This is a genomic window from Kitasatospora sp. NPDC036934, from assembly GCF_055608425.1.
Genome location: NZ_JBVJQR010000002.1, coordinates 165,683 through 190,116, shown reverse-complemented (window position 1 = coordinate 190,116; position 24,434 = coordinate 165,683). Strand labels below are relative to the sequence as shown.

19 protein-coding genes are annotated in these 24,434 nt (G+C 71.5%); 7 read left to right on the top strand and 12 right to left on the bottom strand.

The features are described from left to right. Positions 1-25: 25 nt before the first annotated feature. Together ACZ7BZ_RS03610 and ACZ7BZ_RS03605 are read right to left on the bottom strand one after the other, a co-directional pair. Entirely contained in the window at positions 26-1,717 is a 1,692-nt protein-coding gene (locus tag ACZ7BZ_RS03610) for a polyamine aminopropyltransferase (protein ID WP_470356938.1), read from the bottom strand. Between the two features lie 169 nt (positions 1,718-1,886). Further along, a complete protein-coding gene (locus ACZ7BZ_RS03605) occupies positions 1,887-2,414 on the bottom strand; it encodes a DUF2617 family protein (protein WP_465739804.1) in 528 nt (175 codons plus the stop codon). 959 nt (positions 2,415-3,373) lie between these two features. Here ACZ7BZ_RS03605 and ACZ7BZ_RS03600 point away from each other — a divergent pair. Further along, positions 3,374-3,535 carry a hypothetical protein gene (locus tag ACZ7BZ_RS03600; RefSeq protein WP_470356937.1) on the top strand — a complete coding sequence of 54 codons (162 nt, stop codon included), beginning with the start codon at positions 3,374-3,376 and terminating at the stop codon, positions 3,533-3,535. Between the two features lie 81 nt (positions 3,536-3,616). Here the strand turns inward: ACZ7BZ_RS03600 and ACZ7BZ_RS03595 are convergent, their stop codons facing one another. Further along, positions 3,617-4,777, bottom strand: coding sequence for a pyridoxal phosphate-dependent aminotransferase (locus ACZ7BZ_RS03595; protein WP_470356936.1), 1,161 nt, complete (start codon positions 4,775-4,777; stop codon positions 3,617-3,619). Between the two features lie 156 nt (positions 4,778-4,933). After that, positions 4,934-5,488, bottom strand: coding sequence for a type III secretion system chaperone family protein (locus ACZ7BZ_RS03590; RefSeq protein WP_380454241.1), 555 nt, complete (start codon positions 5,486-5,488; stop codon positions 4,934-4,936). 335 nt (positions 5,489-5,823) lie between these two features. Here ACZ7BZ_RS03590 and ACZ7BZ_RS03585 point away from each other — a divergent pair, with 335 nt between their 5' ends. Further along, positions 5,824-6,105 (top strand): helix-turn-helix domain-containing protein, encoded by a 282-nt coding sequence (locus ACZ7BZ_RS03585; protein WP_465739801.1) that lies wholly within the window; start codon positions 5,824-5,826, stop codon positions 6,103-6,105. 141 nt (positions 6,106-6,246) lie between these two features. Here ACZ7BZ_RS03585 and clpB read toward each other — a convergent pair whose 3' ends face one another. Further along, entirely contained in the window at positions 6,247-8,862 is a 2,616-nt protein-coding gene (gene clpB, locus ACZ7BZ_RS03580; protein ID WP_470356935.1) for an ATP-dependent chaperone ClpB, read from the bottom strand. A 128-nt stretch (positions 8,863-8,990) separates the two neighbouring features. After that, a complete protein-coding gene (locus ACZ7BZ_RS03575) occupies positions 8,991-9,923 on the bottom strand; it encodes a LysR family transcriptional regulator (protein ID WP_470356934.1) in 933 nt (310 codons plus the stop codon). Between the two features lie 70 nt (positions 9,924-9,993). Between ACZ7BZ_RS03575 and ACZ7BZ_RS03570 the strand changes: the two genes are divergently transcribed. The 4 genes from ACZ7BZ_RS03570 (at position 9,994) to ACZ7BZ_RS03555 (ending at position 15,493) form a co-directional block, all read left to right on the top strand. Continuing rightward, the gene (locus tag ACZ7BZ_RS03570) at positions 9,994-11,193 is read left to right on the top strand and encodes a TDT family transporter (protein WP_470356933.1); all 1,200 of its coding nucleotides are present in this window, start codon (positions 9,994-9,996) and stop codon (positions 11,191-11,193) included. A gap of 659 nt (positions 11,194-11,852) precedes the next feature. After that, on the top strand, positions 11,853-12,848 hold the full coding sequence (locus tag ACZ7BZ_RS03565; protein WP_380454250.1) for a LuxR family transcriptional regulator: 996 nt from the start codon (positions 11,853-11,855) through the stop codon (positions 12,846-12,848). Then, positions 12,838-13,794, top strand: a complete 957-nt coding sequence (locus tag ACZ7BZ_RS03560) for a helix-turn-helix transcriptional regulator (protein WP_470356932.1) — start codon at positions 12,838-12,840, stop codon at positions 13,792-13,794. The genes ACZ7BZ_RS03565 and ACZ7BZ_RS03560 overlap by 11 nt, the downstream gene beginning before the upstream one ends. Continuing rightward, entirely contained in the window at positions 13,787-15,493 is a 1,707-nt protein-coding gene (locus ACZ7BZ_RS03555; protein WP_470356931.1) for a helix-turn-helix transcriptional regulator, read from the top strand. The genes ACZ7BZ_RS03560 and ACZ7BZ_RS03555 overlap by 8 nt, the downstream gene beginning before the upstream one ends. A 456-nt stretch (positions 15,494-15,949) precedes the next feature. Here ACZ7BZ_RS03555 and ACZ7BZ_RS03550 read toward each other — a convergent pair whose 3' ends face one another. The 6 genes from ACZ7BZ_RS03550 to ACZ7BZ_RS03525 all read right to left on the bottom strand — a co-directional run bounded on the left by ACZ7BZ_RS03550 (position 15,950) and on the right by ACZ7BZ_RS03525 (position 21,806). Beyond that, a complete protein-coding gene (locus ACZ7BZ_RS03550; protein ID WP_470356930.1) occupies positions 15,950-16,951 on the bottom strand; it encodes a helix-turn-helix domain-containing protein in 1,002 nt (333 codons plus the stop codon). A gap of 193 nt (positions 16,952-17,144) precedes the next feature. After that, entirely contained in the window at positions 17,145-17,654 is a 510-nt protein-coding gene (locus tag ACZ7BZ_RS03545; RefSeq protein ID WP_465740029.1) for a heat shock protein transcriptional repressor HspR, read from the bottom strand. A gap of 58 nt (positions 17,655-17,712) precedes the next feature. Further along, positions 17,713-18,867, bottom strand: coding sequence for a molecular chaperone DnaJ (gene dnaJ / locus ACZ7BZ_RS03540; RefSeq protein ID WP_380454262.1), 1,155 nt, complete (start codon positions 18,865-18,867; stop codon positions 17,713-17,715). 223 nt (positions 18,868-19,090) lie between these two features. Continuing rightward, positions 19,091-19,711 (bottom strand): nucleotide exchange factor GrpE, encoded by a 621-nt coding sequence (gene grpE / locus ACZ7BZ_RS03535; protein WP_380454264.1) that lies wholly within the window; start codon positions 19,709-19,711, stop codon positions 19,091-19,093. After that, a complete protein-coding gene (gene dnaK / locus ACZ7BZ_RS03530) occupies positions 19,708-21,555 on the bottom strand; it encodes a molecular chaperone DnaK (protein ID WP_350506620.1) in 1,848 nt (615 codons plus the stop codon). Before dnaK ends, grpE begins: the two co-directional genes overlap by 4 nt. A gap of 95 nt (positions 21,556-21,650) precedes the next feature. Next, positions 21,651-21,806, bottom strand: coding sequence for a hypothetical protein (locus ACZ7BZ_RS03525; protein WP_470356929.1), 156 nt, complete (start codon positions 21,804-21,806; stop codon positions 21,651-21,653). A 173-nt stretch (positions 21,807-21,979) separates the two neighbouring features. On the opposite strand from ACZ7BZ_RS03525, the gene ACZ7BZ_RS03520 reads away from it, so the two are divergent. Then, entirely contained in the window at positions 21,980-24,202 is a 2,223-nt protein-coding gene (locus ACZ7BZ_RS03520; protein WP_470356928.1) for a (Fe-S)-binding protein, read from the top strand. The last annotated feature ends 232 nt before the right edge of the window (positions 24,203-24,434 follow it).

Here is a 24,434-nt window from a genome sequence, read left to right as displayed (position 1 = left end):
GCCAGACCCACCTCGGGCGGTCCCGTCAGCGGGGGCTCAGGAGGGTGAGTGGGGCCGGGGGGTGGGGCGGGCGGAGGGCGGTGAGGCGGGTGCTGGAGGCGTGGAGGGCGTCGGGGGTGAGGGCGCGGGGTGATGGGGCGTCGGGGGCGAGGGCGAGCGGGGGCGGGGTGGCGGCGGCGAGCAGGAAGTCCTGGGCGGTGTCCGGCGGGTCGGGGCGGCAGTCGGCGGTGGCGCTGCCCGGGACTGCGTACGGGGTGGTCCGCAGTCCGGCTGCCCGGAGGCCCGACTCGATCCGCCAGAGGCCGTCGTCGGCCCCGCCGTTCCCGCCGTTGACCTCGCCCTTCCCGTCGTTGACCTCGCTGTTCCCGCTGTTTCCTCCGGCGCGGACGGCGATCCGACCGCCGGGGGCCAGCAGCCGGGCGGCGAGGCCGTAGAACTCCTGGGAGTGGAACTTGACCGGTCCGCCGTCCGAGGGTGCGGGCAGGTCGGCGAGCACCACGTCGTACTCCTCGTCGGGGGCGCCGCGCAGCCAGGCCATCGGGTCGGCTGCGGCGGTGCGGACCCGGGGGTCGTCCAGGGAGTGGTCGCCGAGGGCGGCGAGCCCGCGGTCGGTGCGGGCGAGGCGGGGGAGTGCCGGGTCGGCGTCGACCAGCCGGACGCTGCGAACGCCCCGGTGCTTCAGCACCTCCCGCAGGGCGAGGCCGTCGCCACCGCCGAGCAGCAGGACCCGGGTGTCCGGCCCGGCGGCCATGGCGGGGTGCACGAGGGCTTCGTTGCCCCGGTACTCGTCGGGCCCGCAGACCGCGAGCCGTCCGTCCAGGTAGAGCCGGAGCGGGCCTTCGGCGGGGCCGGTGAGCACGATCTCCTGGTAGCGACTGCGGGTGGCGTAGCGGACCTGGTCGCCGTAGAGGGCGTGCCGGGCGGCGCGTTCGATCGCGTCGGAGCCGACGGCGGCGGCCGCGAGCAGGGCGAGGACGAGGGTGCAGCCGGCCCAGAGCAGCCGTCGTATCCGGGGGGCGGGTTCCTCGCGGAACAGCCAGAGCGCCACGGCCGCCCCGGCGACGGTGTTGACGGCCCCGGTGAGCAGCGCGCCGTCGCCGGGGCCGAGGAGGGGGAGGATGAGGAACGGGAAGGCGAGGCCGCCGATCAGCGCGCCGACGTAGTCGGCGGCGAACAGGTCGGCGACGGCACGGCCGGCGTCCTCGCGCCGGATCCGCTGGATGAGGGTCATCAGCAGGGGGATCTCGGCGCCGATCAGGATGCCGATCAGGCAGGTGAGGCCGACCATCGCGGCCTGGTAGCGGCCGATCCAGGCCCAGCAGGAGTAGAGGGCGAGGACGGAGAGTCCCCCGGTGAGCGCGAGGGCGCATTCGACCAGGGCGAAGGCGGTGGCGGGCCGGCTGGTGAGCCGTTTGGCGAGCAGGGAGCCGAGACCCATCGCGAACACCATGACGGAGAGCACGACGGACGTCTGGGTGACGGCGTCCCCGAGCAGGTAGTCGCCGAGCGCGACGAGTTCGAGTTCGTAGACGAGTCCGCAGGCCGCGCAGACGAAGGCGGCCAGCAGGACGGTCAGCCGGGCGAGCCGGGGGCGGGAGCGCAGCCGGGATCGACGGCGGGTGGGCAGGGGGGTGAGGCTTCGCCCGGGCCGGGGTGGGGTGCCGTCGTCGAGGTCCACTCGCGGGCGTGCGGGCGGACCGGCCGGATGGTTGATCACGAACAAACGCTAGGGGACGTGCGGGACGGATCGCTGCGCCCATCCGGCGGACAGCGAGGGCCGTCGGATTGACGAATCGTTCCTGCGTGCGATTCATAGGCTTGTGCCGGGTGGTGTATGACCCGATCGGCGATGCCGCCCTGGCTCTGGGCGCCCGGTCCGTCGGTGGTCACGCCCTCGACACCACCAGCGAGGAGCGGGTGCAGACCAGCTGCCCCTCCTGCGGGTAGGCGTGCCAGGTCCGCCAGAGCAGCCGGTCCGTACCGCCCTGGGTGACGAGCGCGGTGAAGGCGCTCGGGTCCCCCGGGAAGACTCCGGCGAGGCCGCGCGGGTGCCCTTCGACCAGGGCCAGCAGTTCCTGGGCGCGGGCCGCGAAGTCGTGCGGCGGCAGGGCCTCGATCCGGGCGGCGAACTCGTACTCCCAGCCGCCGACCTGCTTGGCCACCCGGGCGGGTAGCGGGGTGCGGCGGCCGGGCAGGCAGGCGACGGTCTCCAGGCACTCGCCGGGGCCGGCCGAGATCACCACCTGGTGCGAGGCGCCCAGCAACCGCAGCTGGAGGGTGCCGGAGGTGCCGGGGCGGTCGGTGTCGAGTCTCAGGTCGCGGACGGCGAGAGCGGGCAGCGGCTCGCCGCCGAGGCACCAGGCGAGGTCACCGGCGCGGGTGTCCGTGTAGGAGGTCTGCAGTGTGGTGAGCATGCTCGGCTCCGCGTTTCAGCTCCGTGCGCGCCCGCCGAGCAGCATCGAGTAGGCCTGGGCCGATGGCGAGGCTGTTCGTGGCTGTGCGGCCCTGGGCGCGGCCGACCGTGGAAGGAAGGATTCCGGCTGGAGATTCAGCAGCAGAGAAGCATGAATACGCCGGGTCCGTCGGTGATTTACCCAACTTTGTCAAGCATTCACCGTTTCGAGCACACCTGCTTCCCGGCTCTGATCGACCCGGTGTGCGACTCTGCACAGCGCGCGCCCCTGCAACCGGCCCGTGCGCCGTGTGCGCCGGTAGTGCGCTGTTCGCGCGCTACATGCGCCGCCGCCCTCGACACGCCGGGCGCGGACGGCCGCCCCGGCGTGCCGGACGGGTCGCCCGGTTTGCCTCAACGGCAGCAAAGAAGCCTGTCGCCCATGGAAGTTGAGAGCCGATCGGCACGGCAGCCGGGCCAGAATTGGACCCACCCAATGGGGGGCGCGCGAAACCTCTCCGAGCGCCGCCTGCGCGTACCGCACCCCTGGTGCACCCGACCCCTTTGCACAAACCGCCCCACCGCCGGGCTATGGGTGGCGACGGCCTGCCGGTGGTCGCGCCGGCGTGCTACGTCACGGCGCTCGTCCGGCACCTGTGCCGGACGATGTGATCGCCAACTCTTCGTGGTGAAAAGGCCATTGGGTCGGGCCGGCGGCGGAGGGTTCGCGGAACCGCCCCGCAGGGAGAAACACCTCATGGCACTCGCCGCGCATTCCGGGCTCATCGCCAAGTCGCTTGCTGCATAGGAAGGTTGGCTTCGCGCAAGCTGCGACTGGCGCAGCTCGGCGTACGCCGTCGCGGCACTGCCGGTCGGGCTGGTGGCCCTGCCGCTGCAGGTCCTCGCAGGTCTGCTCACCGGGGCGCTGTGGGCCGACGTCCTGGCCCGGGGGTGCTGCCCACCGGAGGGGTGGGGCGGGACGTGAGCCGGGCCAGTGGCGCTCCGACGCTCGTCGGCGCGCGGGCCGCGCACCTCGGGGTCGGGCTGCTCACCCTGGCGATCCTGCTGCCGGTGTTCCGGGTGCTCGTCGTCGCCCAGCGGCGGCTGGCCGTCCGTCTGCTCGGTGCGGCCGCAGGGGTCTGACGTGCCCAGGCGGTGGTCTTCGCCCACGAGGCCGGTCCGGCGGCCCGGGCGGCTGAGCGCGCTCTTCCACCGTGTGGTCGGTCAGAGCCGCCGCAGGCGGGTGACGGCCTCGGTGAGCACCTCGTCCTTCTTGCAGAAGGCGAAGCGCACCTGGCTGCGGCCCGCGTCGGGGTCGTCGTAGAAGACGGCGTTGGGGATGGCGACCACACCGCAGCGCTCGGGGAGGCCGCGGCAGAACTCGACGCCGTCCTTCTCGCCGAGGGGGGTGATGTCGGTGGTGACGAAGTAGGTGCCCTCGGGGGTGAAGGCTCGGAAGCCGGCCGCGGTGAGGCCGTCGAGCAGCAGGTCGCGCTTGCGGCACAGGTCGGTGCGCAGGGTGTCGAAGTAGCTGTCGGGGAGGCGGAGCGCCTCGGCGACGGCGTACTGGAAGGGGCCGGCGCTGACGTAGGTGAGGTACTGCTTGGCGGTGCGGACGGCGGAGACCAGGGCGGGGCTCCCGGTGACCCAGCCGACCTTCCAGCCGGTGAAGGAGAAGGTCTTGCCGGCCGAGGAGATGGTGACGGTGCGCTCGCGCATGCCGGGGAGGGCGGCGAGCGGGTGGTGGGTGGCGCCGAAGACCAGGTGCTCGTAGACCTCGTCGGTGACCACCAGCAGGTCGTGCTCGACGGCGAGGGCGGCGATGGCGGCCAGCTCCTCGGGGGTCAGGACGGTGCCGGTGGGGTTGTGCGGGGTGTTGATCAGCAGCAGCCGGGTGCGCGGGGTGATCAGGGCGCGCAGCTCGTCCAGGTCGGGGCGGAAGTGCGGGGCCCGGAGGGTGAGCGGGCGGCGGGTGGCACCGGCCATGGCGATGCACGCGGCATAGGAGTCGTAGAAGGGTTCGAGGGCGATCACCTCGTCGCCGGGCTCCAGCAGGGCGAGCAGGGCGGCGGCGATGGCCTCGGTGGCGCCGGCGGTGACCAGCACCTCGGTGTCCGGGTCGTACGACAGGCCGTGGAAGCGCTGCTGGTGCTCGGCGACGGCGGTGCGCAGCTCGGGGACGCCGGGGCCGGGCGGGTACTGGTTGCCGCGGCCCTCGCGCAGGGCCCGTACGGCGGCCTCGCGGACCTCCTCGGGCCCGTCGGTGTCCGGGAAGCCCTGGCCGAGGTTGATCGAGCCGGTGGCGGTGGCCAGGGCGGACATCTCGGCGAAGATCGTCGTGCCCATCCCGACCAGTCGGCGGTTCAGCAGCGGCCTGGTACCCATCGGTGGCTCCTCACGGCTCGTCGTCAGGGCCATCCTGGGGCAGCCGGGGGCGGGCGACAAGGACGGTCCGGCGGTGCGGGGGGTACGGAAACGCGAACGGCCCGGCGCCCGGCCGTGCCGGGGACCGGGCCGCAGGGGTGCGCGCCGGGGCCGGGATCAGGCCTCCTCGCCGTCCTCGCCCTCGCCGTCCTCGCCCTCGATCTCGTTCTGCAGCCCGAGGCGCTCGACGATCCACTGCTCGAAGCCGACCGCGGCCTGGGTCCAGTTCGCGGTGGTGGTGACGAAGTAGTCCAGGTTGACGCCGGTGCCGACGATCATCTGGGCCTCGCCGATCAGGCGGACCACGCCGTCCTCGTGGGTGTGGGTGTACACCTTGGGCCAGAGGGTCTCGCGGTTCCACTCGTCGATCAGGTCGAGGATCTCGCCCTTCTTCTCCAGCGGGTACGAGCGGTCGTAGAAGGCGCGCACCGCGAAGAGCTCCTTCTGCTCGCCGCGGAACATGTAGTAGACGCGGAAGCCCTCCCAGGGGGCGGTGAGGTCGCCCTCCTCGTCCACGACGTGCTTGAGCTGCATCTGGTCGAGCAGCTGGGTGACCAGGGCCTGGTCCGGGACGATGATCGGCGGAGGGCCGGCCGGCCGGCCGCCCTGGCCGCCGGGCTGGCCGCCCTGGGGTGCGCCGAACGACGGGATGGACGACGGGTCGATGCTCATGGGGGTCCTCTTCCTCAGTGCACGTGGTGGCCGGCAATGAGAGGCCGCCCTTTCCACCTCCCATCCTGCCTCATCGGGGGCTTCGCTCACAGGGGTGCCGGGGGGCGCGTCGATCTTCCTGCGGGGGCGTGCGGAGGTCGCCGTCGGCCGGGGTGCGCGGGGTCCGACCGGACTGTCGGGTCCCGGGCGGGTGGGTGAGCCAAGTCACGCGCCCGGCGGCCGGGTTCGGCTGCCGCGCGGGCCGGATGCGGTTAGCGTGCGACGGAACTCGCCGTTGGCAAAACCCTTTTGCCCCGGGTGAGTTGAGGTGATTTGGACCGATGGGGGGATCAGGGATGGAGCGTACGGTGACCGGGGAGGGCGCGTCGCTCGGGGCGCTGCTGCGGAACATCCGGCTGGACCGGGGGATGACGCAGGAGCGACTGGGCGAGGTGTCGGGGCTGAGTGTGCGGTCGATCCGCGACCTGGAGCGGGGGGTGTCCTGCCCTCGGGTGTCCACCCTGCGGCTGCTCACCCAGACCTGGAACCTGCCGGAGTCCCAGGGGGCCGAGCTGCACCGGCTGGCGCGGGCCTGGCGGGACCGCTCCCGGCGGCAGCAGCGCGGTACGGCGGGGTAGGGCGCGGCGGCGACAACGGCGGGGTAGGGCGGACCAGCGGACCAGCGGACCAGCGGACCAGCGGACCAGCGGACCAGCGGGCCAGGGCGCGGCACGGGCCGCCCCCTCGCGCGAGCGGGGAGGCGGCCCGGACACCGGTGCCTACTTCTCCAGCGGCCCCCGGCTACGGACGGTGAGCCGGTCGCCCTCGTCGTCCCGCTCGACCAGCACGGTGTCCCCGTCGTGCACCTGCCCGGAGAGGATCGCCCGGGCCAGCTGGTCGCCGATCGCGGACTGCACCAGCCGGCGCAGCGGGCGGGCGCCGTACGCCGGGTCGTACCCGGTGAGCGCCAGCCAGTCGCGGGCGGCGGCGGAGACCTCCAGGGTGAGCCGGCGCTCGCGCAGCCGCTCGCCGAGGCGGGCCACCTGGAGGTCGACGATCCGGCTGAGCTCGGCGGTGCCCAGCGGGTCGAAGACCACGATGTCGTCCAGCCGGTTGAGGAACTCCGGCTTGAACGCGGCCCGGACGGAGTCCAGCACCAGGGCCTTCTTCTTGTCCTCCGGGGTGGCCGGGTCCACCAGGTAGTGGGAGCCCAGGTTGGAGGTGAGGATCAGGATCGCGTTGCGGAAGTCCACCGTGCGGCCCTGGCCGTCGGTGAGCCGGCCGTCGTCGAGCACCTGGAGCAGCACGTCGAAGACCTCCGGGTGGGCCTTCTCCACCTCGTCCAGCAGCACCACGCTGTACGGGCGGCGGCGGACCGCCTCGGTGAGCTGGCCGCCCTCCTCGTAGCCGATGTACCCGGGCGGGGCGCCGACCAGCCGGGAGACCGAGTGCTTCTCGCCGTACTCGCTCATGTCGATCCGGACCATCGCCCGCTCGTCGTCGAACAGGAAGTCGGCCAGGGCCTTGGCGAGTTCGGTCTTGCCGACGCCGGTCGGGCCGAGGAACAGGAAGGAGCCGGTCGGGCGGTCCGGGTCGGCGATGCCCGAACGGGTGCGGCGCACCGCGTCCGATACGGCCTGCACGGCCTCCGCCTGGCCGATCAGGCGCCGGCCCAACTCGTCCTCCATGCGCAGGAGTTTGGCGCTCTCGCCCTCCAGCAGCCGACCGGCCGGGATGCCCGTCCAGGAGGCGACCACGTCGGCCACGTCGTCCGGGCCGACCTCCTCCTTGACCATCGAGGCGGAGGCGGCCCCAGGCTCGGTGTTCGCGGCGCGCTCCTGGGCCTCGATGAGCTCCGTCTCGGCGGCCGGGATCTCGGCGTACATCAGCTTGGACGCCCGCTCGAAGTCCCCGTCGCGCTGGGCCCGTTCGAGCGCTCCGTGCAGGTCGTCCAGCCGCTCCTTGAGCTCGCCGACCCGGTTGAGGCTCTTCTTCTCCTGCTCCCAGCGGGCCGTCAGCACGCTCAACTGCTCGTTCCGGTCGGCGAGATCGCGCCGCAGGCGGGCCAGCCGGTCGACCGAGGCAGGGTCCGACTCCTTCTCCAGGGCCAGCTCCTCCATCCGCAACCGGTCGACGGCGCGCTGGAGTTCGTCGATCTCCACCGGGGAGGAGTCGATCTCCATCCGCAGCCGGGAGGCCGCCTCGTCGACCAGGTCGATCGCCTTGTCGGGCAGGAAGCGGGAGGTGATGTAGCGGTTGGACAGGGTGGCCGCGGCGACCAGGGCGGCGTCCGCGATCTGCACCTTGTGGTGTGCCTCGTACCGGCCCTTGAGGCCGCGCAGGATGGCGATCGAGTCCTCCACGCTGGGCTCGCCGACCAGCACCTGCTGGAAGCGGCGCTCCAGGGCCGGGTCCTTCTCGATCCGCTCGCGGTACTCGTCCAGCGTGGTGGCGCCGACCATCCGCAGCTCGCCGCGGGCCAGCATCGGCTTGAGCATGTTGCCGGCGTCCATCGCGGAGTCTCCGCCGGCGCCCGCGCCGACCATGGTGTGCAGTTCGTCGATGAAGGTGACGACCTGGCCGTCGGAGGACTTGATGTCGTTCAGGACGGCCTTCAGCCGCTCCTCGAACTCGCCGCGGAACTTGGCGCCCGCGACCATCGCGCTGAGGTCCAGCGCGACCAGCCGCTTGCCGCGCAGCGACTCCGGGACGTCCCCGGCCACGATGCGCTGGGCCAGTCCCTCGACCACGGCCGTCTTGCCGACGCCGGGCTCGCCGATCAGCACCGGATTGTTCTTCGTCCGGCGGGAGAGCACCTGGACCACCCGGCGGATCTCGTGGTCACGGCCGATCACCGGGTCGAGCTTGCCGTCCCTGGCGGCCTGGGTGAGGTCGGTGCCGTACTTCTCCAGGGCCTTGTACGTCCCCTCCGGATCCGGCGAGGTGACCTTTCCGCTGCCCCGTACGTCCTTGAAGGCGGCCAGCAGCGCCTTGGGCGTCGCGCCCTGCTGCACCAGCAGCTCCGCGACGGCCCCGCCCTCGGCGGCCAGGCCCACCAGCAGGTGCTCGGTGGAGACGTACTGGTCGTCCAGGTCGTCCGCGCGCCTGCCGGCCTCGGTGAGCACTGCCAGGGTGTCCCGGGCGAGCTGGGGGGCGGCGACCGTCGAGCCCATCGCGCTGGGCAGCGCGGTCAGCTGGCGGCGCGCCTCGGCGTCGATCCGGGCCGCGTTCACCCCGACCGCCTCCAGCAGGGGCCGGGCGATGCCCTCGGGCTGCTCCAGCAGGGCGATCAGGATGTGCACCGGCTTGACGTCCGGGTTGCCGACCGCGCCCGCCTGCCGGATCGCGGCGGACAGGGCGTCCTGCGTCTTGGTGGTGAACTTGCTCGCGTCCACTGCTGGGGGATCCTCCCTCGTCGTCCTTCAGTACTGCTACATACAGCATGCACTAAGTTGAGTGTATTCCGCTCAACTTTTTGCCGAAGTCTTTTCGGCCGCCGGGCCTTCCGTGTCGGCCCCGCCGCTCAGGCCTTCCGCCTCGGGGACCGGCCGGGGCGGTGCCGGGTCAGCCCCAGCAGCTCCCGGGCCGGCCCGCCGGGCCGCTGCCCGGCCGGCCACACCGCCCGCAGCGGCCGCCGGAGGTCCAGCTCCTCCGCCAGCGGCACCTCCACCAGCCGCCGGGTGGCCAGCTCCTCCACCACCGCCAGCTCGCTCAGGCAGACCGGCCCCGCCCCGGTCATCGCCGCCGCCTTCAGCGCCGTGGACGAGGCCAGCTCCATCCGGGGCGGCACCGCGCCCCCGTACGGAGTCAGCGCCATCTCCAGCACCTCCCGGGTGCCCGAGCCCGGTTCGCGCAGCACCAGCGGGGTGGCCGCCAGCTCCGTCCCGGTCAGCGGGGTGCGGCGGCGGGCCCACCGGTGGTTGGGCGCCACCACGACCACCAGCCGGTCCGCCGCCACCACGGCACCGCCCAGCCCGGGCGGGGTGGACGGGCCCTCGACGAAGCCGAGGTCGGCGTCCCCGGCGAGCACGTGCCCGGCGACCTCCGCCGAGTTGGCCGTCCGCAGCGTCACCGCCGTCCCCGGACTGGCCTCGGAGAGCGCCAGCAGCCAGCCCGGCATCAGGTACTCGGCGACGGTCAGACTGGCCACCACCCGCAGCTTGGCGTCCCGCCGCTCGCGCAGCGCGTCGATCCCGGCGTCCAGCGCCTGCGCCGCCTCCACCACCTGCCTGGCCCACTCGACCACCAGCCGGCCCGCCTCGGTCGGCCGGCTGCCCCGGGGCGAGCGCTCCAGCAGCGGGACGCCGATCTGCCGCTCCATGCCCTTGATCCGGGCGCTCGCGGTCGGCTGGCTCACCCCCAGCTCGGCCGCCGCCCGGCCGACGCTGCCGAGCCGGGCCACCGAGAGCAGCAGTTCCAGGGCACCCAGTTCGGGGACGTGCGGGGAGAGGGGCATAGGTTCAGGCTATGCCCTCATAGAATCCGCGGCGCTACCGGAGGGTGGGCCGCTCGGCGACGGTGGATCCATGTCCATCTCGGCCGATGTCCGTCCACTCGCCCGCCGCCCCGCAGCCCCCGCCGACTCCACCGCCGCCCCGGCCGTTCCCGCCGGCTCCACCGGCGTTCAGGCCATCCCCGCGATCCCCGCCGCCGGCTCCCGGCTCTCCCGCTTCGACCTCTCCCAGCTCGGCCCCAACTGGTACGCCGCCGTGATGGGCACCGCGATCGTGGCCAACGGTGCCGCCGCCCTGCCGGTCCGGCTGCCCGGCCTGATCGGCTTCGGCGAGGTCATGTGGGCGCTCGGAGCGGCCGCCCTGCTGGTGCTGGCCGGCGCCCGGCTGGTGCACCTCACCCGGCACCGCGAGGCGGCCCGGACCCAGCTGCTGGACAACCCGGCCACCGCCGTCTTCTACGGCTGTCCGCCGATGGCGCTGCTGGCGGTCGGGCTCGGCACCCTGCTGCTCGGCTCGCGGGTCATCGGCACCGGCCCGGCCGTCGCCGTCGACGCCGTGCTGTGGGGCGTCGGCACGCTCTACGCGCTGACCGTCGCGGCCGGCATCCCGTACCTGATGATCACCCGGCACCGGGTGTCCGCCCTGGAGGCCAACCCGACCTGGCTGCTGCCCGTGGTCGCCCCGCTGGTCGCCTCCGCCTGCGGCCCGGCCCTCGTCCCGCACCTGCCCGCCGGAACGCCCCAGCAGACCCTGCTGTACGGCTGCTGGGCGCTGTTCGGGGTCGGCCTGCTGGCCACCCTGGTGCTGCTGCCGGTGGTGTTCACCGGGCTGTTCCACAGCAAGCTGCCCACCCTGGCGCTCACCCCCGCGCTGTTCCTGGTGCTCGGCCCGCTCGGCCAGTCCGTCACCGCGATCCACCAGCTCGCCGACGCGGCCCGCCCGGTGCTGCCCGCGCTGGCCCCCGTCCTGCTGCCGCTGGCCGAGCTGTACGGCGTCGCGGTGATCGGCGTCGCGATGCTCTGGCTGGCCGTCGCGCTCACCGCGAACCTGCGCGCCCGGCGGGCCGGGATGCCCTTCGCGATGACCTGGTGGGCGTACACCTTCCCGATCGGCACCTGTGTCACCGGCTCCGCCGCGCTCGCCAAGCACACCGGCTTCGGCGGCTTCACCGCCCTGACCGTCGGGCTCTACCTGCTGCTCGGCACCGCCTGGGTGCTGGCGGCGGGCGGTACGGCCGCCGGGCTGGTGCGCGGGCGGCTGCTGGCGCGCTGAACCGGGCCGGCACGGGCCCGGCTCAGCGGTGGACCCCGCCGGGCGGTTCTCGCCGGACGGTCCTCGCTGCTCATGAGCACGCGGCCGTTGCAGGAACGCGCAGCTATGGGATGACGGTGCACCGCCAATCGCCGCCCACCGCCCCCGCCCCCCGCTGGCCTCGACCTTTACCGGAATCCTGCCCGCCGCCCACGCCCCCGGGCCCACGACGGGATGCGGGAAGTTGCAATTGCGTGAACCTGCACTCTGGCGGCACTTGTCCACCGGCCGTCACGCTGTGAAGGTGGAGGCACGCCAGGCCGTCCGGGCACCGCAGCCCGATGGTGGTGATCCGCTCTTCAGAACTGACCGCGGGTGCAACATCCCGCGGCCGTGGAACGGGGGGGAAGAGCGCCGGCCGGGATCCATGTGTGGTGATGGAACCCGGGCCGGATCCGGCGAGGCGTTGCTGCTCCGCCTCGACGGAATCGCCCTGGCATTGGCGTACGACGGCGGCCCCCGGGAGCCCGTGTGCGACGGCACCGGACCCGGGGGCCCGCCGTCCGGCCGGGTAGCGTGAGACGCCCGGCCACCGGCACCCGCGGACCGTGCACCGCCACGGCGCGCGCGTACCGGCGGGGAGGCAACAGGGGAGAGCGTCCGGCAGGGAGAGTTACGACGTGACGGCGGAACCGGCGGACGCGCCGCACCAGGCGGGACCCGAGGGCGAGGAACCCGACGAGGCCGCCCGACAGCTCTACCTGGCGATCATCGCCGGAGGCGGCCGCATCCCGTTCGCCGACATCACCGACGCCGAGCGGACCGCGCTCCGCCAACTCCTCGACATCGGCCTGGTCATGGCCAACCGGCTGGACCGCTGCTACACCGCCGTCAGCCCGCGGTCCGTCAGCGACCGCCTCGGCGCCGAACTCCGCAGCGAGGCCACCCGGCTGCTGGTCCGCGCCGAGAACCTCCCCGGCGCCCTCGACGGCCTCACCCGCGCCTACGACGCGATGCCCCGCCCGTCCGGCCGCGCCGGCGGCGCCGTCTACGTCGAGGGCCACGTCCACATCCGCCAGCGGATCTCCCAACTGGTCTCCGACTGCCGCTCCGAGGTCCTCACCGCCCAACCGGGCCACCGGCCCGCCGACACCCTGCAGGTCGCCCTCGCCCAGGACGTCCAACTCCTCCAGCGCGGCTGCTCGCTGCGCACCGTCTACCAGCCGGTCGCGCTCGCCGAACCACCCGCCATCGCCTACGCCGAGCAGGTCACCCGGCACGGCTCGCAGATCCGGGTCCTCGACGAGCCCTTCCAGCGGCTGATCGTCTTCGACCGCAGCGTCGCCGTCATCTCCGCCAACGACGACAACAGCACCGCCGCCTTCATCAGCGACCCGGCCTCCCTCGCCTTCCTGATCGCCGGCTTCGAACGCGACTGGGCCCGCGCCGACACCGCCGAAGCCGCCGCCGCCCTCGGCCAGGGCCCCGCCCGCACCATCCCCGACCGGGTCGGCCGCCTGCTCGCCCGCGGCCTCACCCAACGCGCCGTCGCCACCCGCCTCGGCCTCAGCGAACGCACCGTCGCCGGCCACATCTCCCGCCTCCGCGACCGCTACGGCGCCCAGACCCTCTTCCAGCTCGGCTGGCTGATGAGAGGCGCCCGCGATGACCGATGAACCCGGCCCCGCCGAACGCGACCTCTACCTCGCCGCCGTCCGCGGCGGCGGCCGGCTGCGCCACGAGGACCTCGCCCCCGCCGACCGGCCCACCGTCGCCGCCCTCGTCGCCCGCGGCCTCCTCACCCCCACCGCCACCGGCTACACCGCCGCCAACCCGCGCGCCCTCGGGGACCGGCTCGGCGCCGAACTCCGGCTCCGCGCCACCCGGCTGCTCGTGCACGCCGAACGGCTCCCGGGCGCCCTCCTGCCGCTCTCCCACGCCTACGAGGCGCTCCGCCGGTCGGGCGGCCCGGCCGGCGGAGAACTCGACGACGGGTCCCTCCCCGCCACCCGGATCGACGGCCACACCGCCATCCGCCGACGCCTCACCGAACTCCTCGCCGACTGCAAGGAGGAGTTCCTCTCCGCCCAGCCCGGCCCCCGCCCCGCCGAACTCCTCCAACTGACCCTCGGCCAGGACCTCTCCCTGCTCCGCCGCGGCTGCACCACACGCACCCTCTACCAGCCCGCCACCCTCGACGACCCCGCCGTGCTGCACCAGATCGGCCTCCGCAGCCGCCAGGGCGCCCAGACCCGGGTGCTGGCCGAACCGTACGAGCGGATGCTGGTCTTCGACCGCTCGGTGGCCGTCATCCCCGCCGCCGAGGACCACAACTGCGTCGCCGTCCTCACCGACCCCGCCACCGTCGCCCACCTGGTGGCCCACTTCCACCGCGACTGGGCCCGCGCCACCCCCGCCGACCACCACCTCGGCGCCCCCCACCCCACCACCGTCCGCATCGGCCACCTCCTCGCCCGTGGCCTCACCCAACGCGCCGTCGCCACCCGCCTCGGCCTCAGCGAACGCACCGTCGCCGGCCACATCTCCCGCCTCCGCGACCGCTACGGCGCCCAGACCCTCTTCCACCTCGGCTGGCACCTCCGCGGAGACCGCCATGGCTGACCCCGCCGCCCTCCCCGACCCCACCGCCCGCGAGCTCTACCTCGCAATCCTCCGCGAGGGCGGCCACGTCCGCGCCGCCGACATCGGCCCGACGGACCGGGAGGCGCTCGGACAGCTGGTTGAACTCGGCCTTCTGGTACCGCAGTTGGTGGATAACGCGTACAGTGCGGTCGATCCCCGGTCGGTCGCCGAACGGATCAGTGCCGACATCCGCAGGGCGGGCGCCCGACTGCTGGCCGAAGCCGACCAGATCCCCGAGCAACTGCGCGACCTCACCCGTGCCTACGACACCGCACCCCGCTGCTATCCCGGCCGCGGCAGCGCCAGGATCATCACGGACAAGGCCGAGATCCGCCACGAAGTCGAGCAACTGACCCGGGAGTTCGCCAGTGAGGCGCTGAGTGCACAGCCGGGTGTCAGCCGTGACGCCGGCCAGCTGGCCGAATCCCTGGTCCGCACCCGCCGCTACCTCGAACGCGGTGGCGCCATTCGCTGCCTGTTCGAGCGCGGCGCCCGCACCGACGCCCCGGCAGTGGCCTACGCGGCGGCGGCCACCCGACTCGGCTGCGGGATACGAGTGCTGGACCGGCCGTTCAAACGCTTCATGGTCTTCGACCGCACCGTCGCCGTCATCCCCGCCGCCCCGGACAACAGCAGGGCCGCCATCGTCGACGACCCGCCGACGGTGGCGTTCATCGTGGACGCCTTCGAGCAACTGTGGCACCAGTCCGACACCGTCGACTGGAATTCCATGACGGACGGTTCACCCGATCCGGACACCCGCGACCAGATCGCCCGCCTCCTCGCCCGAGGCCTCACCCAGCGCGCCGTCGCCACGCGCCTCGGCCTCAGCGAGCGCACCGTGGCCGGCCACATCGCCCGCCTGCGCGAGCTGTACGACGCCGAGACCCTGTTCCAGCTCGGCTGGCACATGCGGGAGCCCGGACGGGGGAGTCCGGTGGGTGAGTTCGGCTCAGCCGGTGGCGGCGCCGGTCGGCCAGTAGCCGGGGAGGGCGGTCTGCTGCCGGGGGACGTTGAAGCGGTCGCCGGGGGCGGTCCAGAAGCCCTCGCGGAGGGAGAGCGCCATGCCGGCCCAGTCCAGGGCGGTCTCCACGGTGTGGTGGAGGGCCTCCTGGGACCAGGTGTCGTCGAAGACCAGCGGCAGGACGGGGGCGACCTGCTCGATGGTGGCGATCAGCGGGTTGTGGGTGATGGCCTCGTCGACGAGCAGGACGATCGGCTTCCGCAGCGCCGACGCCCAACCGAGTTCGAGGCTGACGCCGGCCGAGAGCGGGGCACCGACGTAGGCGAACACCAGGTCCGCGGACTGCAGCGCTCGGAAGTCGGAGGGGACCCGGGGCTCGGGCGCCCGGCCGGCGACGGTCCAGGCGTCGCTGTGGTGCGCGCTGTACACGGCGGCACCGCTGCGGAGCAGGGTGGTGCGGAGCGTCGTCAGCCGCGTCCGGCTGGCGAGCGTCACCACGCTGTCCGCGGGGCCGGTCAGCCGCATCAGCGGCGCGGCCAGGAACACACGTGCACGCCGACCCTCAGGGGCCTGGCTGTCGTTGTGACGCAGGTAGGGCTCGGTCATGTCGACTCCGGGGGAAGGCCGACCAGGGGAGAGTGCGTCGGCGAATGCGTTGGATTTGGGCTGCTCTGCGGCGTAATGCCGATGTTTGGTGAACGGCTGGTCATTTGACGGTACATTGGCAAGATGTGGCGTCTTGCCGGACCATTGGGAGCGAACTGATCGTCCATCGCATGGCGCCACCCCGTCCAGGTTCACGAGGTGGCATCTGGATGCCTGGCAGGGAGATGACGCACGCATGCGACAGGGGGGATGGCGTAGCTCCACGGCCATACGGCACTATGGGGGTGCGCGTTCCATGGCTGATGATTAGTTCGATACCTGGGTTTTGAGGGAAGTGGTTGGCTGATGTCTCGCATCCAACGGCACGTCCGAAGGGTCGTGCTCCCGGTTGTCATCGGTGCGGCGATGCTGGTGGCCGTGTGCTCCTCGCTCCCTCAGGAACGACACGTGAGCTCCGGGCACATTGCTGCGGTTGCACTCATCCAAAACGACATAAACTGGACGTGAGGTTCGTCGCCCCCAGGTCACGGGAAAGTGCGGTGGCGCCCGGGTGCGGCTGGTGACTCACGGTTGGATCGGGGCGTCTTGGGTCGCTCGTCCGAGAACGTAGCCCAGTTGGAACAGTGAATCCACGTTGTAGTCGTCTCGCATCTCCGCTATGTGGCGCGCCAGGGTTCTTTCGCTGATACCCAGACGGCGTGCGATGACGCGGTGGTTCGTTCCTTCAAGCAGTAGTTCGATGATCGTCTGTCGCAGCCTGGAGACGACCTCCTGTGGAACTGCCCGATTCCCGTCGAACTCAAGTGCGCGGGCCCAGTTGCGTTCAAATATCTCATCGGCGAGATATTTGATGACGGATTGATCATATATGAATGCCGCAAGGCCCATGTCATCGGCAACAGGAATTACAGCTATTCGGCGATCGATGATAATGAGTCTGGTGTAGGGCTCGTCCAGGGTGCGGAACTGTGAACCTGCCGCAGTCAAGGTGGTGACGTAGTCCCTGGTCGGCTGGTGATATCGCGTGCTCGCGTGGTAGATGGTTCTCATGCTGGCGCCGAGCCGGAGGACCGCAAGGTCGGGCTCGATGCTTGCTGCGAGGACCTCGGGCGGGCGAGGCCCGCCAGGCTGCATCGCGAGCGCTTCCACCAGTCCCTTTTCGGTGGACTGCCGGAGCCTCTGGTTTATGAGTGCTTTTCCGCGAACGTATTCGATCGGGCCGCCGATCTGGCTTGGCGAGTGAAATCCTTCGGCAAGTTCATTGAAATCCGTGGGGATCGATATAGCGCGGGACAGTAGATCCAGTGCCTGTCGCTGCCAAGTGAGGCTGAGGCTCATCGAAAGCTGTGCGGGGTCGACTGCCACGAACGTTCCGGGCTCATCGATATCGGGGACCAGTAGTCCGATCTCTGTCAGTTCTTTAAGTGCATCTGTGGCGGCATATTTATCGTCCTTGCGGATCGTCCTGCCGCGCCTCTGGCTGATGGCTAGGAAGAGCTCTCGGGCTGCGGGTGACAGGGTGCGAGATCCCTTCGCTGGAAGACCTGCCTGTTCCCGGCCGCTCATTTTTCTCTCCTTGCCATTTTCCGGACAAGATGGTTGGTGAAGCCCGTGGAATACGTGAATTCGACCGGCTCGGTGTGACCCTGCTGGTAGGCGAGGACCGTCCAGCGGACAGCCACTCTCTCACCACACGCCAGCCGCCGGCACCCCCCGAACAGGAGGGAGCCGGCGGCTGTGGTGCGGTCCGGGCCCCGGGTCAGCGCTTGGGGCGCCAGACGACGAGGGCGCTGGATTGCGGCGTGGGGGGCTGGTAGGGGACGAGGTCGCGGCGGTAGGAGGCGTGGACGGCGGCCTCGCGCTGCTGGAGGGCGGTGGCGGCGCCTTCGAGGGAGTCGACCAGTTCGGTGATGCGGGACTGGAGGGCGGTGACCTGGTTCTCCAGCTCGATGATCCGCTTGATGCCGGCCAGGTTGATGCCCTCGTCCTGGGAGAGCCGCTGGACCTCGCGCAGCTGCTGGATGTCGCGGGCGGAGTAGCGGCGGCCGCGGCCGGCGGTGCGGTCGGGGCAGACCAGGCCGAGGCGGTCGTACTGGCGCAGGGTCTGCGGGTGGAGGCCGGAGAGTTCGGCGGCGACCGAGATGACGTACACCGGAGTGTCCTCGGTGAGCACGTACTGCGGCGGGGCGGCGGCGCGGCGGGGCCGACGGGGGCCGTTGCCGGGCAGGCCCTCGCCGAGGCCGGGGCCGATGGGGCCGTTGGAGTCCATCGGGCCGTCGGCGCCCATCGGATTCATCGGGTTGAGGGGGTTCGGGGACATCTGGTCGTCACGCTCCCTTCGCCGCCCGGAAGAGAGCGGCTCGTGGGTCGTCGGAGGCGGTGGCCTCGCGGTACTGCTCCAGCGCGTTCAGCGCGTCGCCGGTGACGTGCTGCGGCACCACGACCTCGACGGTGACGAGGAGGTCGCCGCGGGTGCCGTCCTTGCGGGTGGCGCCCTTGCCGCGGGCGCGCATGGTGAGGCCGTTGGCGCTGCCCGGGGGGAGCTTGAGCTTCACGGCGGGGCCGTTCAGCGTGGGCACCTCGATGGTGGCGCCGAGGGCGGCCTCGGGGAAGGTGACCGGGACGGTGACGGTGAGGTTGTCGCCCTTGCGCCCGAAGACCGGGTGCGGGTCGACGTGCACGGTGACGTAGAGGTCGCCGGGCTGGCCGCCGCGTTCGCCCTGGGCGCCCTTGCCCTTGAGCCGGATCCGCTGGTCGGCCTGGACGCCGGCCGGGATGCGGACCTGCATGGTGCGGGCGGAGCTGGCCCGGCCGCTGCCGTGGCAGTCGGGGCACGGGTCGTCGACGATCATGCCGCGGCCGCGGCAGTCCTTGCACGGCTCGGAGAGCGCGAAGGCGCCCTGGCCGCGGCTGACGGTGCCGGCGCCGACGCAGGTCGGGCAGACCCGCGGGGTGGTGCCGGACTTGGCGCCGGTGCCGTTGCAGAGGCGGCAGGGGGCCTGGCTGGTCATCCGCAGCGGCACGGTCGCGCCGTCGACGGCCTCCTCGAAGGAGAGCGTCACTTCGGTCTCGACGTCGGCGCCGCGCCGGGGCTGGGCCTGCCGGGTACCGCCGCGGTTGAAGAGGCCGCCGAAGACGTCGCCGATTCCGCCGCCGCCCCCGCCGCCCTGGTTGCCGCTGAAGAGGTCGCCGAAGTCGAAGCCGTAGCTGCCGGTGCCGGGGCCGCCGGTGCGGAACCCGCCGTTGGCGAATAGGCTGCGGGCCTCGTCGTACTCCTTGCGGCGCTTCTCGTCGGAGAGGACGTCGTAGGCCTCGGAGATGTCCTTGAAGCGCTCCTCGGCCTTGGCGTCGCCCTTGTTCGCGTCGGGGTGGAACTCGCGGGCCAGTTTGCGGTAGGTCTTCTTGATCTCGGTGGCGGTGGCGTCCTTGGGCACGCCGAGGACCTTGTAGTAGTCCTTCTCCACGTAGTCCTTGCCACTCATGCGCCCACCTCGCTGAGCTCGGCAGCCGCGGAGCGGTACACGCACTTCAGAATGGTTCGCCCGCTGCGCTCGCTCACGGCTTCCGCCACCTCCCGATGTCCATCGTCACTGCGCTGTCAACAGCAGCCGAAAGAAGTGCTGTTGACAGCGCGCTGCGGAGTCGGCCGCCGTACTGGCCGGCGTACGACTCCGCAGCGCACTGGTTGTCAGCTGTCACAGGTTGTCAGCTGTCCGAGCCACCGTCGGACTTGTCCGGGTCGGCGGACTTGGCCTCGGCGTCCGGGCCGGGCGTCGTCTGGGTGCCGGGCTGGGGCTCGGCGACGGCGACCATGGCCGGGCGGATGATCCGCTCGCCGATGCGGTAGCCGGGCTGGAGGATCTGCACGCAGGTGTCCTCGGTGACGTCCGAGGAGTAGCTGTGCATCAGAGCCTCGTGCTGGGTCGGGTCGAAGGGCTCGCCCTCCTTGCCGAACTGCTGCAGGCCCAGCTTGGCGACGACCATCTCCAGGGAGTCGGAGACGGACTTGAAGCCGCCCGTCACCTCGCCGTGCTCGCGGGCGCGGCCGATGTCGTCCAGCACGGGGATCAGGGACTCCAGGATGTTGGAGACCGCGATCTCGCGGACTGTCAGCCGGTCGCGCTCGACCCGCTTGCGGTAGTTCTGGTACTCGGCCTGCAGGCGCTGCAGGTCAGCGGTGCGCTCGGCCAGCTCGCGCTTGGCCGCGGCGAGCTCGTCAGAGCCCTCGCCGGCACCGCCGGCCGCGGCCTCCTCGGCAGCCTTGATCACGGCTTCCTCGGCGGCGGAGTCGTCGCCGGGCTTACCGCCCTGCGGCTTGTCCGTCATGCCGACGCACCGCCCTTGGGCTTCTCGTCGTCCACGATCTCGGCGTCGACGACGTCGTCCTCCTTGGCGTGGGTGGACTCGCCGGCCGCGGCGGCACCGGCACCGGCGGCGTCGGCGTTGGCGTAGAGCGCCTGGCCGAGCTTCTGGGCGGTGGTGGAGACCTTCTCGGAGGCCTCGCGGATCTTCGCGATGTCCTCGCCCTTGAGGGCTTCCTTGAGCTCGCCGATGGCGGTCTCGACCTCGGTCTTGACGTCGGCGGGGAGCTTGTCGGAGTTGTCCGCGATGAACTTCTCGGTCGAGTAGACGAGCTGCTCGGCGGAGTTGCGGGTCTCGACGGCCTCGCGGCGCTTGTGGTCGTCCTCGGCGTACTGCTCGGCCTCGCGGCGCATGCGGTCGACCTCGTCCTTCGGCAGCGAGGAGCCGCCGGTGACGGTCATCTTCTGCTCCTTGCCGGTGCCGAGGTCCTTCGCGCCGACGTGCATGATGCCGTTGGCGTCGATGTCGAAGGTGACCTCGATCTGCGGCAGGCCGCGCGGCGCCGGCGGCAGGCCGGTCAGCTCGAACATCCCGAGCTTCTTGTTGTACGCCGCGATCTCGCGCTCGCCCTGGTAGACCTGGATCTGCACGGACGGCTGGTTGTCCTCGGCCGTGGTGAAGATCTCGGAGCGCTTGGTCGGGATCGTGGTGTTGCGCTCGATCAGCTTGGTCATGATGCCGCCCTTGGTCTCGATGCCGAGGGACAGCGGGGTGACGTCCAGCAGGAGGACGTCCTTGACCTCGCCCTTGAGGACACCGGCCTGGAGCGCGGCGCCGATGGCGACGACCTCGTCCGGGTTGACGCCCTTGTTGGCGTCCTGGCCGCCGGTCAGCTCCTTGACGAGCTCGGCGACGGCGGGCATGCGGGTCGAGCCACCGACCAGGACGACGTGGTCGATCTCGGAGAGCGAGATGCCGGCGTCCTTGATCACGTTGTGGAACGGGACCTTGCAGCGCTCGAGCAGGTCCGCGGTCAGCTGCTGGAACTGGGCGCGGGTGAGCTTCTCGTCCAGGTGCAGCGGGCCCTCGGCGGAGGCCGTGATGTACGGCAGGTTGATCGAGGTCTCGGAGGACGAGGACAGCTCGATCTTGGCCTTCTCGGCGGCCTCGCGCAGACGCTGCAGGGCCATCTTGTCCTTGGACAGGTCGACGCCGTGGCCGGACTGGAAGACCTTGACCAGGTGGTCGACGACGCGCTGGTCCCAGTCGTCGCCACCGAGGTGGTTGTCACCGTTGGTGGCCTTCACCTCGACGACCCCGTCGCCGATCTCCAGCAGGGAGACGTCGAAGGTGCCGCCGCCGAGGTCGAAGACCAGGATGGTCTGGTCGTCCTTGTCCAGGCCGTACGCGAGGGCGGCCGCGGTCGGCTCGTTGACGATGCGCAGGACGTTGAGGCCCGCGATCTCACCGGCCTCCTTGGTGGCCTGGCGCTCCGAGTCGTTGAAGTACGCCGGGACGGTGATGACGGCGTCGGTGACGGTCTCGCCCAGGTAGGCCTCGGCGTCGCGCTTCAGCTTCTGCAGCACGAAGGCCGAGATCTGCTGCGGGTTGAAGTCCTTGCCGTCGATGTTGATCTTCCACCCGGTGCCCATGTGGCGCTTCACCGAGCGGATGGTGCGGTCGACGTTGGTGACCGCCTGGCGCTTGGCCACCTCGCCGACCAGGACCTCGCCGTTCTTCGCGAAGGCGACGACGGACGGCGTGGTCCGAGCGCCCTCGGCGTTCGTGATGACGGTGGGCTCGCCACCCTCCAGAACGCTGACGACCGAGTTCGTCGTGCCGAGGTCGATGCCGACCGCGCGTGCCATCGTAGGTACCTCCACGGAAGAGTTGAGCTTTACGGGCTCAAGGATGCACGACTCGACGGGGGGCGTCAACAGGTATGAGTGCCAGTCGCTCAACTTTACTGAGGCCCCACGTGGCGCGGGTGGTGCCCGGCGCTCAGTGGCGGGGAGGGGGCGGTGGCGGTTGCGGTGGCGGGGTCGGTGGCGAGGGCGCGGGCCGCGGCGGTGCGGGCGACGGCGGCCGCGGACGGCCGGGGCGGCGGGCGTGCGGTCACGTGACTGCCGCCATAGCTTGGGAACCTTCTGGAGAACTGTTGCGCACCGGTAATGTCCGGGCCGTCGGCCCGGCAAGTTACCGACCAGTACAATCAGTTCGGAAAACCGCAGAACCGCAGAACCGCAGAACCGCAGACACTGCTCAACCGCAAGCCGCAGGAGACGGAGAGCGATGCAACTAGCAGCGATCGTCATCTCGCTGGTCACGTTCGTGATCGGCACCGCGCTCGCCCTCCGTGCGGCGTGGCACATCTTCAGGGTCGTGCTGACCGGCGCGCCGGACTCGACCCGCTTCGGGAAGCCCGCCCAGCGGGTCAAGACCGTCGCGACCGAGTTCTTCGGCCACACCCGGATGAACCGCTGGGGGATCGTGGGCATCGCCCACTGGTTCGTCGCGGTCGGCTTCTTCAGTCTGGTGCTGACCATCGTCAACGCGATGGGCCAGCTCTTCGACGCCGAGTGGGAACTGCCGATCATCGGCGACTGGATGATCTGGCAGCTCTTCGTCGAGCTCGTCGGCACCCTGACCACGCTGGGCATCGCCACCCTGATGGTGATCCGCCTGATGAGCCTGCCGTCCCGGTCGGGCCGCAAGTCCCGGTTCGCCGGCTCGATCGCCTGGCAGGCCTTCTACGTCGAGTACACGATCCTCGGCATCGGCCTGTGCATCCTGATGCTGCGCGCCCTGGAGGGCGCCCTGGCCGGCGTCGACTCGTACGGCCCGGAGCACCTGGTCTCGTACCCGATCACCTCCGCGCTGAGCGGGCTGTCGCACGGCACCCTGGAGAACCTGGTCTACCTGTTCGCGATGCTGAAGATCTGCATCTCGTTCGCGTGGGCGATCACCATCGGCCTCAACCCCTCGATGGGCGTGGCCTGGCACCGCTTCCTCGGCTTCTTCAACATCTACTTCAAGCGCGAGGACGACGGCGGCACCGCGCTCGGCGCGCTCCGTCCGATGACGAGCAAGGGCCAGCCGATCGACTTCGAGGACCCGGCCGAGGACGCCGTCTTCGGCGTCTCCCAGGTCGAGCACTTCTCCTGGAAGGGCATCCTCGACTTCTCCACCTGCACCGAGTGCGGTCGCTGCCAGTCGCAGTGCCCGGCCTGGAACACCGGCAAGCCGCTCTCGCCCAAGCTGCTGATCATGAGCCTGCGCGAGCACGCCTACGGCAAGGCCCCCTACCTGCTGGCCGGTGGCGGCAAGGACATGGAGGGCACCGAGCAGGCGACCGCCGAGCAGCTCAAGGACGTCCCGGCGGCCGCGCTGGCCGAGGCCGAGCGCCCGCTGATCGGCACCGCCGAGGAGAACGGCGTCATCGACCCGGACGTCCTGTGGTCCTGCACCACCTGCGGCGCCTGCGTCGAGCAGTGCCCGGTGGACATCGAGCACATCGACCACATCGTCGACATGCGCCGCTACCAGGTGATGATCGAGAGCAACTTCCCGACCGAGGCCGGGACGATGCTCAAGAACCTGGAGAACAAGGGCAACCCGTGGGGCATGGCCACCAAGGCCCGCCTGGACTGGGTCAAGGAGCTCAAGAAGGAGACCGGCATCGAGGTGCCGGTGATCGGCGAGGACATCGACCCCGCCGAGGTCGAGTACCTCTACTGGGTCGGCTGCGCCGGCGCCCTGGAGGACCGCGCCAAGAAGACCACCAAGGCCTTCGCGGAGCTGCTGCACACCGCCGGCGTGAAGTTCGCCATCCTCGGCAAGGAGGAGACCTGCACCGGTGACTCCCCGCGCCGCCTGGGCAACGAGTTCCTCTTCCAGATGCTCGGCGCGCAGAACGTGGAGACGCTGAACGCCGCGCTGGAGGACGCCCCGACCAAGCGGATCGTGGCCACCTGCCCGCACTGCTTCAACACCATCGCCAACGAGTACCCGCAGCTCGGCGGGCACTTCGAGGTGATCCACCACACCCAGCTGCTGCAGCACCTGATCGACGAGGGCAAGCTCGTCCCGGTGAACCCGGTCGAGGGACTGATCACCTACCACGACCCCTGCTACCTGGGCCGCCACAACAAGGTCTACAGCCCGCCGCGCGAGATCATGGACAAGGTCCCCGGTCTGCGCCAGCAGGAGATGCACCGGCACAAGGAGCGCGGCTTCTGCTGCGGCGCCGGCGGCGCCCGGATGTGGATGGAGGAGCGCATCGGCAAGCGGATCAACACCGAGCGCGTGGACGAGGCGCTGTCCCTCAACCCGGACATCGTCTCCACCGCCTGCCCGTTCTGCCTGGTGATGCTCTCCGACTCGGTCAACGGCAAGAAGAACGAGGGCGCGGCCAAGGAGCACCTCAAGGTGGTCGACGTGGCCCAGCTGCTGCTCGACTCGGTGAAGGCCACCCCGCCGGCCGAGGCCGAGGAGCCGGCGACGGTGGACGCGTAACCGCGACCGCTGTTCGACAGTTCTGCAACAACCGCCCGGCCCGGTGGACGCCGCCAACGCGCCCGCCGGGCCGGGCTTTTCGGTGCCCCGGGCGACGGCCGGCGGTACGGCGGGCGGACGGCGAGTGACGCTGATCGCACGACCGCCGGACGGGCATTCGGTCGGAAGGAAATACAGTAGGCGCCGGACCGGCGCGAGCCGGTCGACCCGTTCCAGGACGGGACCAGACCAC

Coding starts and splice junctions, on each gene's coding strand:
- ACZ7BZ_RS03570 (WP_470356933.1), top strand. CDS start 9,994: ATGTCCATCTCGGCCGATGTCCGTCCACTCGCCCGCCGCCCCGCAGCC.
- ACZ7BZ_RS03545 (WP_465740029.1), bottom strand. CDS start 17,654: ATGGACTCCAACGGCCCCATCGGCCCCGGCCTCGGCGAGGGCCTGCCC.
- ACZ7BZ_RS03585 (WP_465739801.1), top strand. CDS start 5,824: ATGGAGCGTACGGTGACCGGGGAGGGCGCGTCGCTCGGGGCGCTGCTG.
- ACZ7BZ_RS03560 (WP_470356932.1), top strand. CDS start 12,838: ATGACCGATGAACCCGGCCCCGCCGAACGCGACCTCTACCTCGCCGCC.
- ACZ7BZ_RS03520 (WP_470356928.1), top strand. CDS start 21,980: ATGCAACTAGCAGCGATCGTCATCTCGCTGGTCACGTTCGTGATCGGC.
- ACZ7BZ_RS03590 (WP_380454241.1), bottom strand. CDS start 5,488: ATGAGCATCGACCCGTCGTCCATCCCGTCGTTCGGCGCACCCCAGGGC.
- grpE (WP_380454264.1), bottom strand. CDS start 19,711: ATGACGGACAAGCCGCAGGGCGGTAAGCCCGGCGACGACTCCGCCGCC.
- ACZ7BZ_RS03575 (WP_470356934.1), bottom strand. CDS start 9,923: ATGCCCCTCTCCCCGCACGTCCCCGAACTGGGTGCCCTGGAACTGCTG.
- ACZ7BZ_RS03595 (WP_470356936.1), bottom strand. CDS start 4,777: ATGGGTACCAGGCCGCTGCTGAACCGCCGACTGGTCGGGATGGGCACG.
- ACZ7BZ_RS03550 (WP_470356930.1), bottom strand. CDS start 16,951: ATGAGCGGCCGGGAACAGGCAGGTCTTCCAGCGAAGGGATCTCGCACC.
- dnaK (WP_350506620.1), bottom strand. CDS start 21,555: ATGGCACGCGCGGTCGGCATCGACCTCGGCACGACGAACTCGGTCGTC.
- ACZ7BZ_RS03555 (WP_470356931.1), top strand. CDS start 13,787: ATGGCTGACCCCGCCGCCCTCCCCGACCCCACCGCCCGCGAGCTCTAC.
- dnaJ (WP_380454262.1), bottom strand. CDS start 18,867: ATGAGTGGCAAGGACTACGTGGAGAAGGACTACTACAAGGTCCTCGGC.
- ACZ7BZ_RS03605 (WP_465739804.1), bottom strand. CDS start 2,414: ATGCTCACCACACTGCAGACCTCCTACACGGACACCCGCGCCGGTGAC.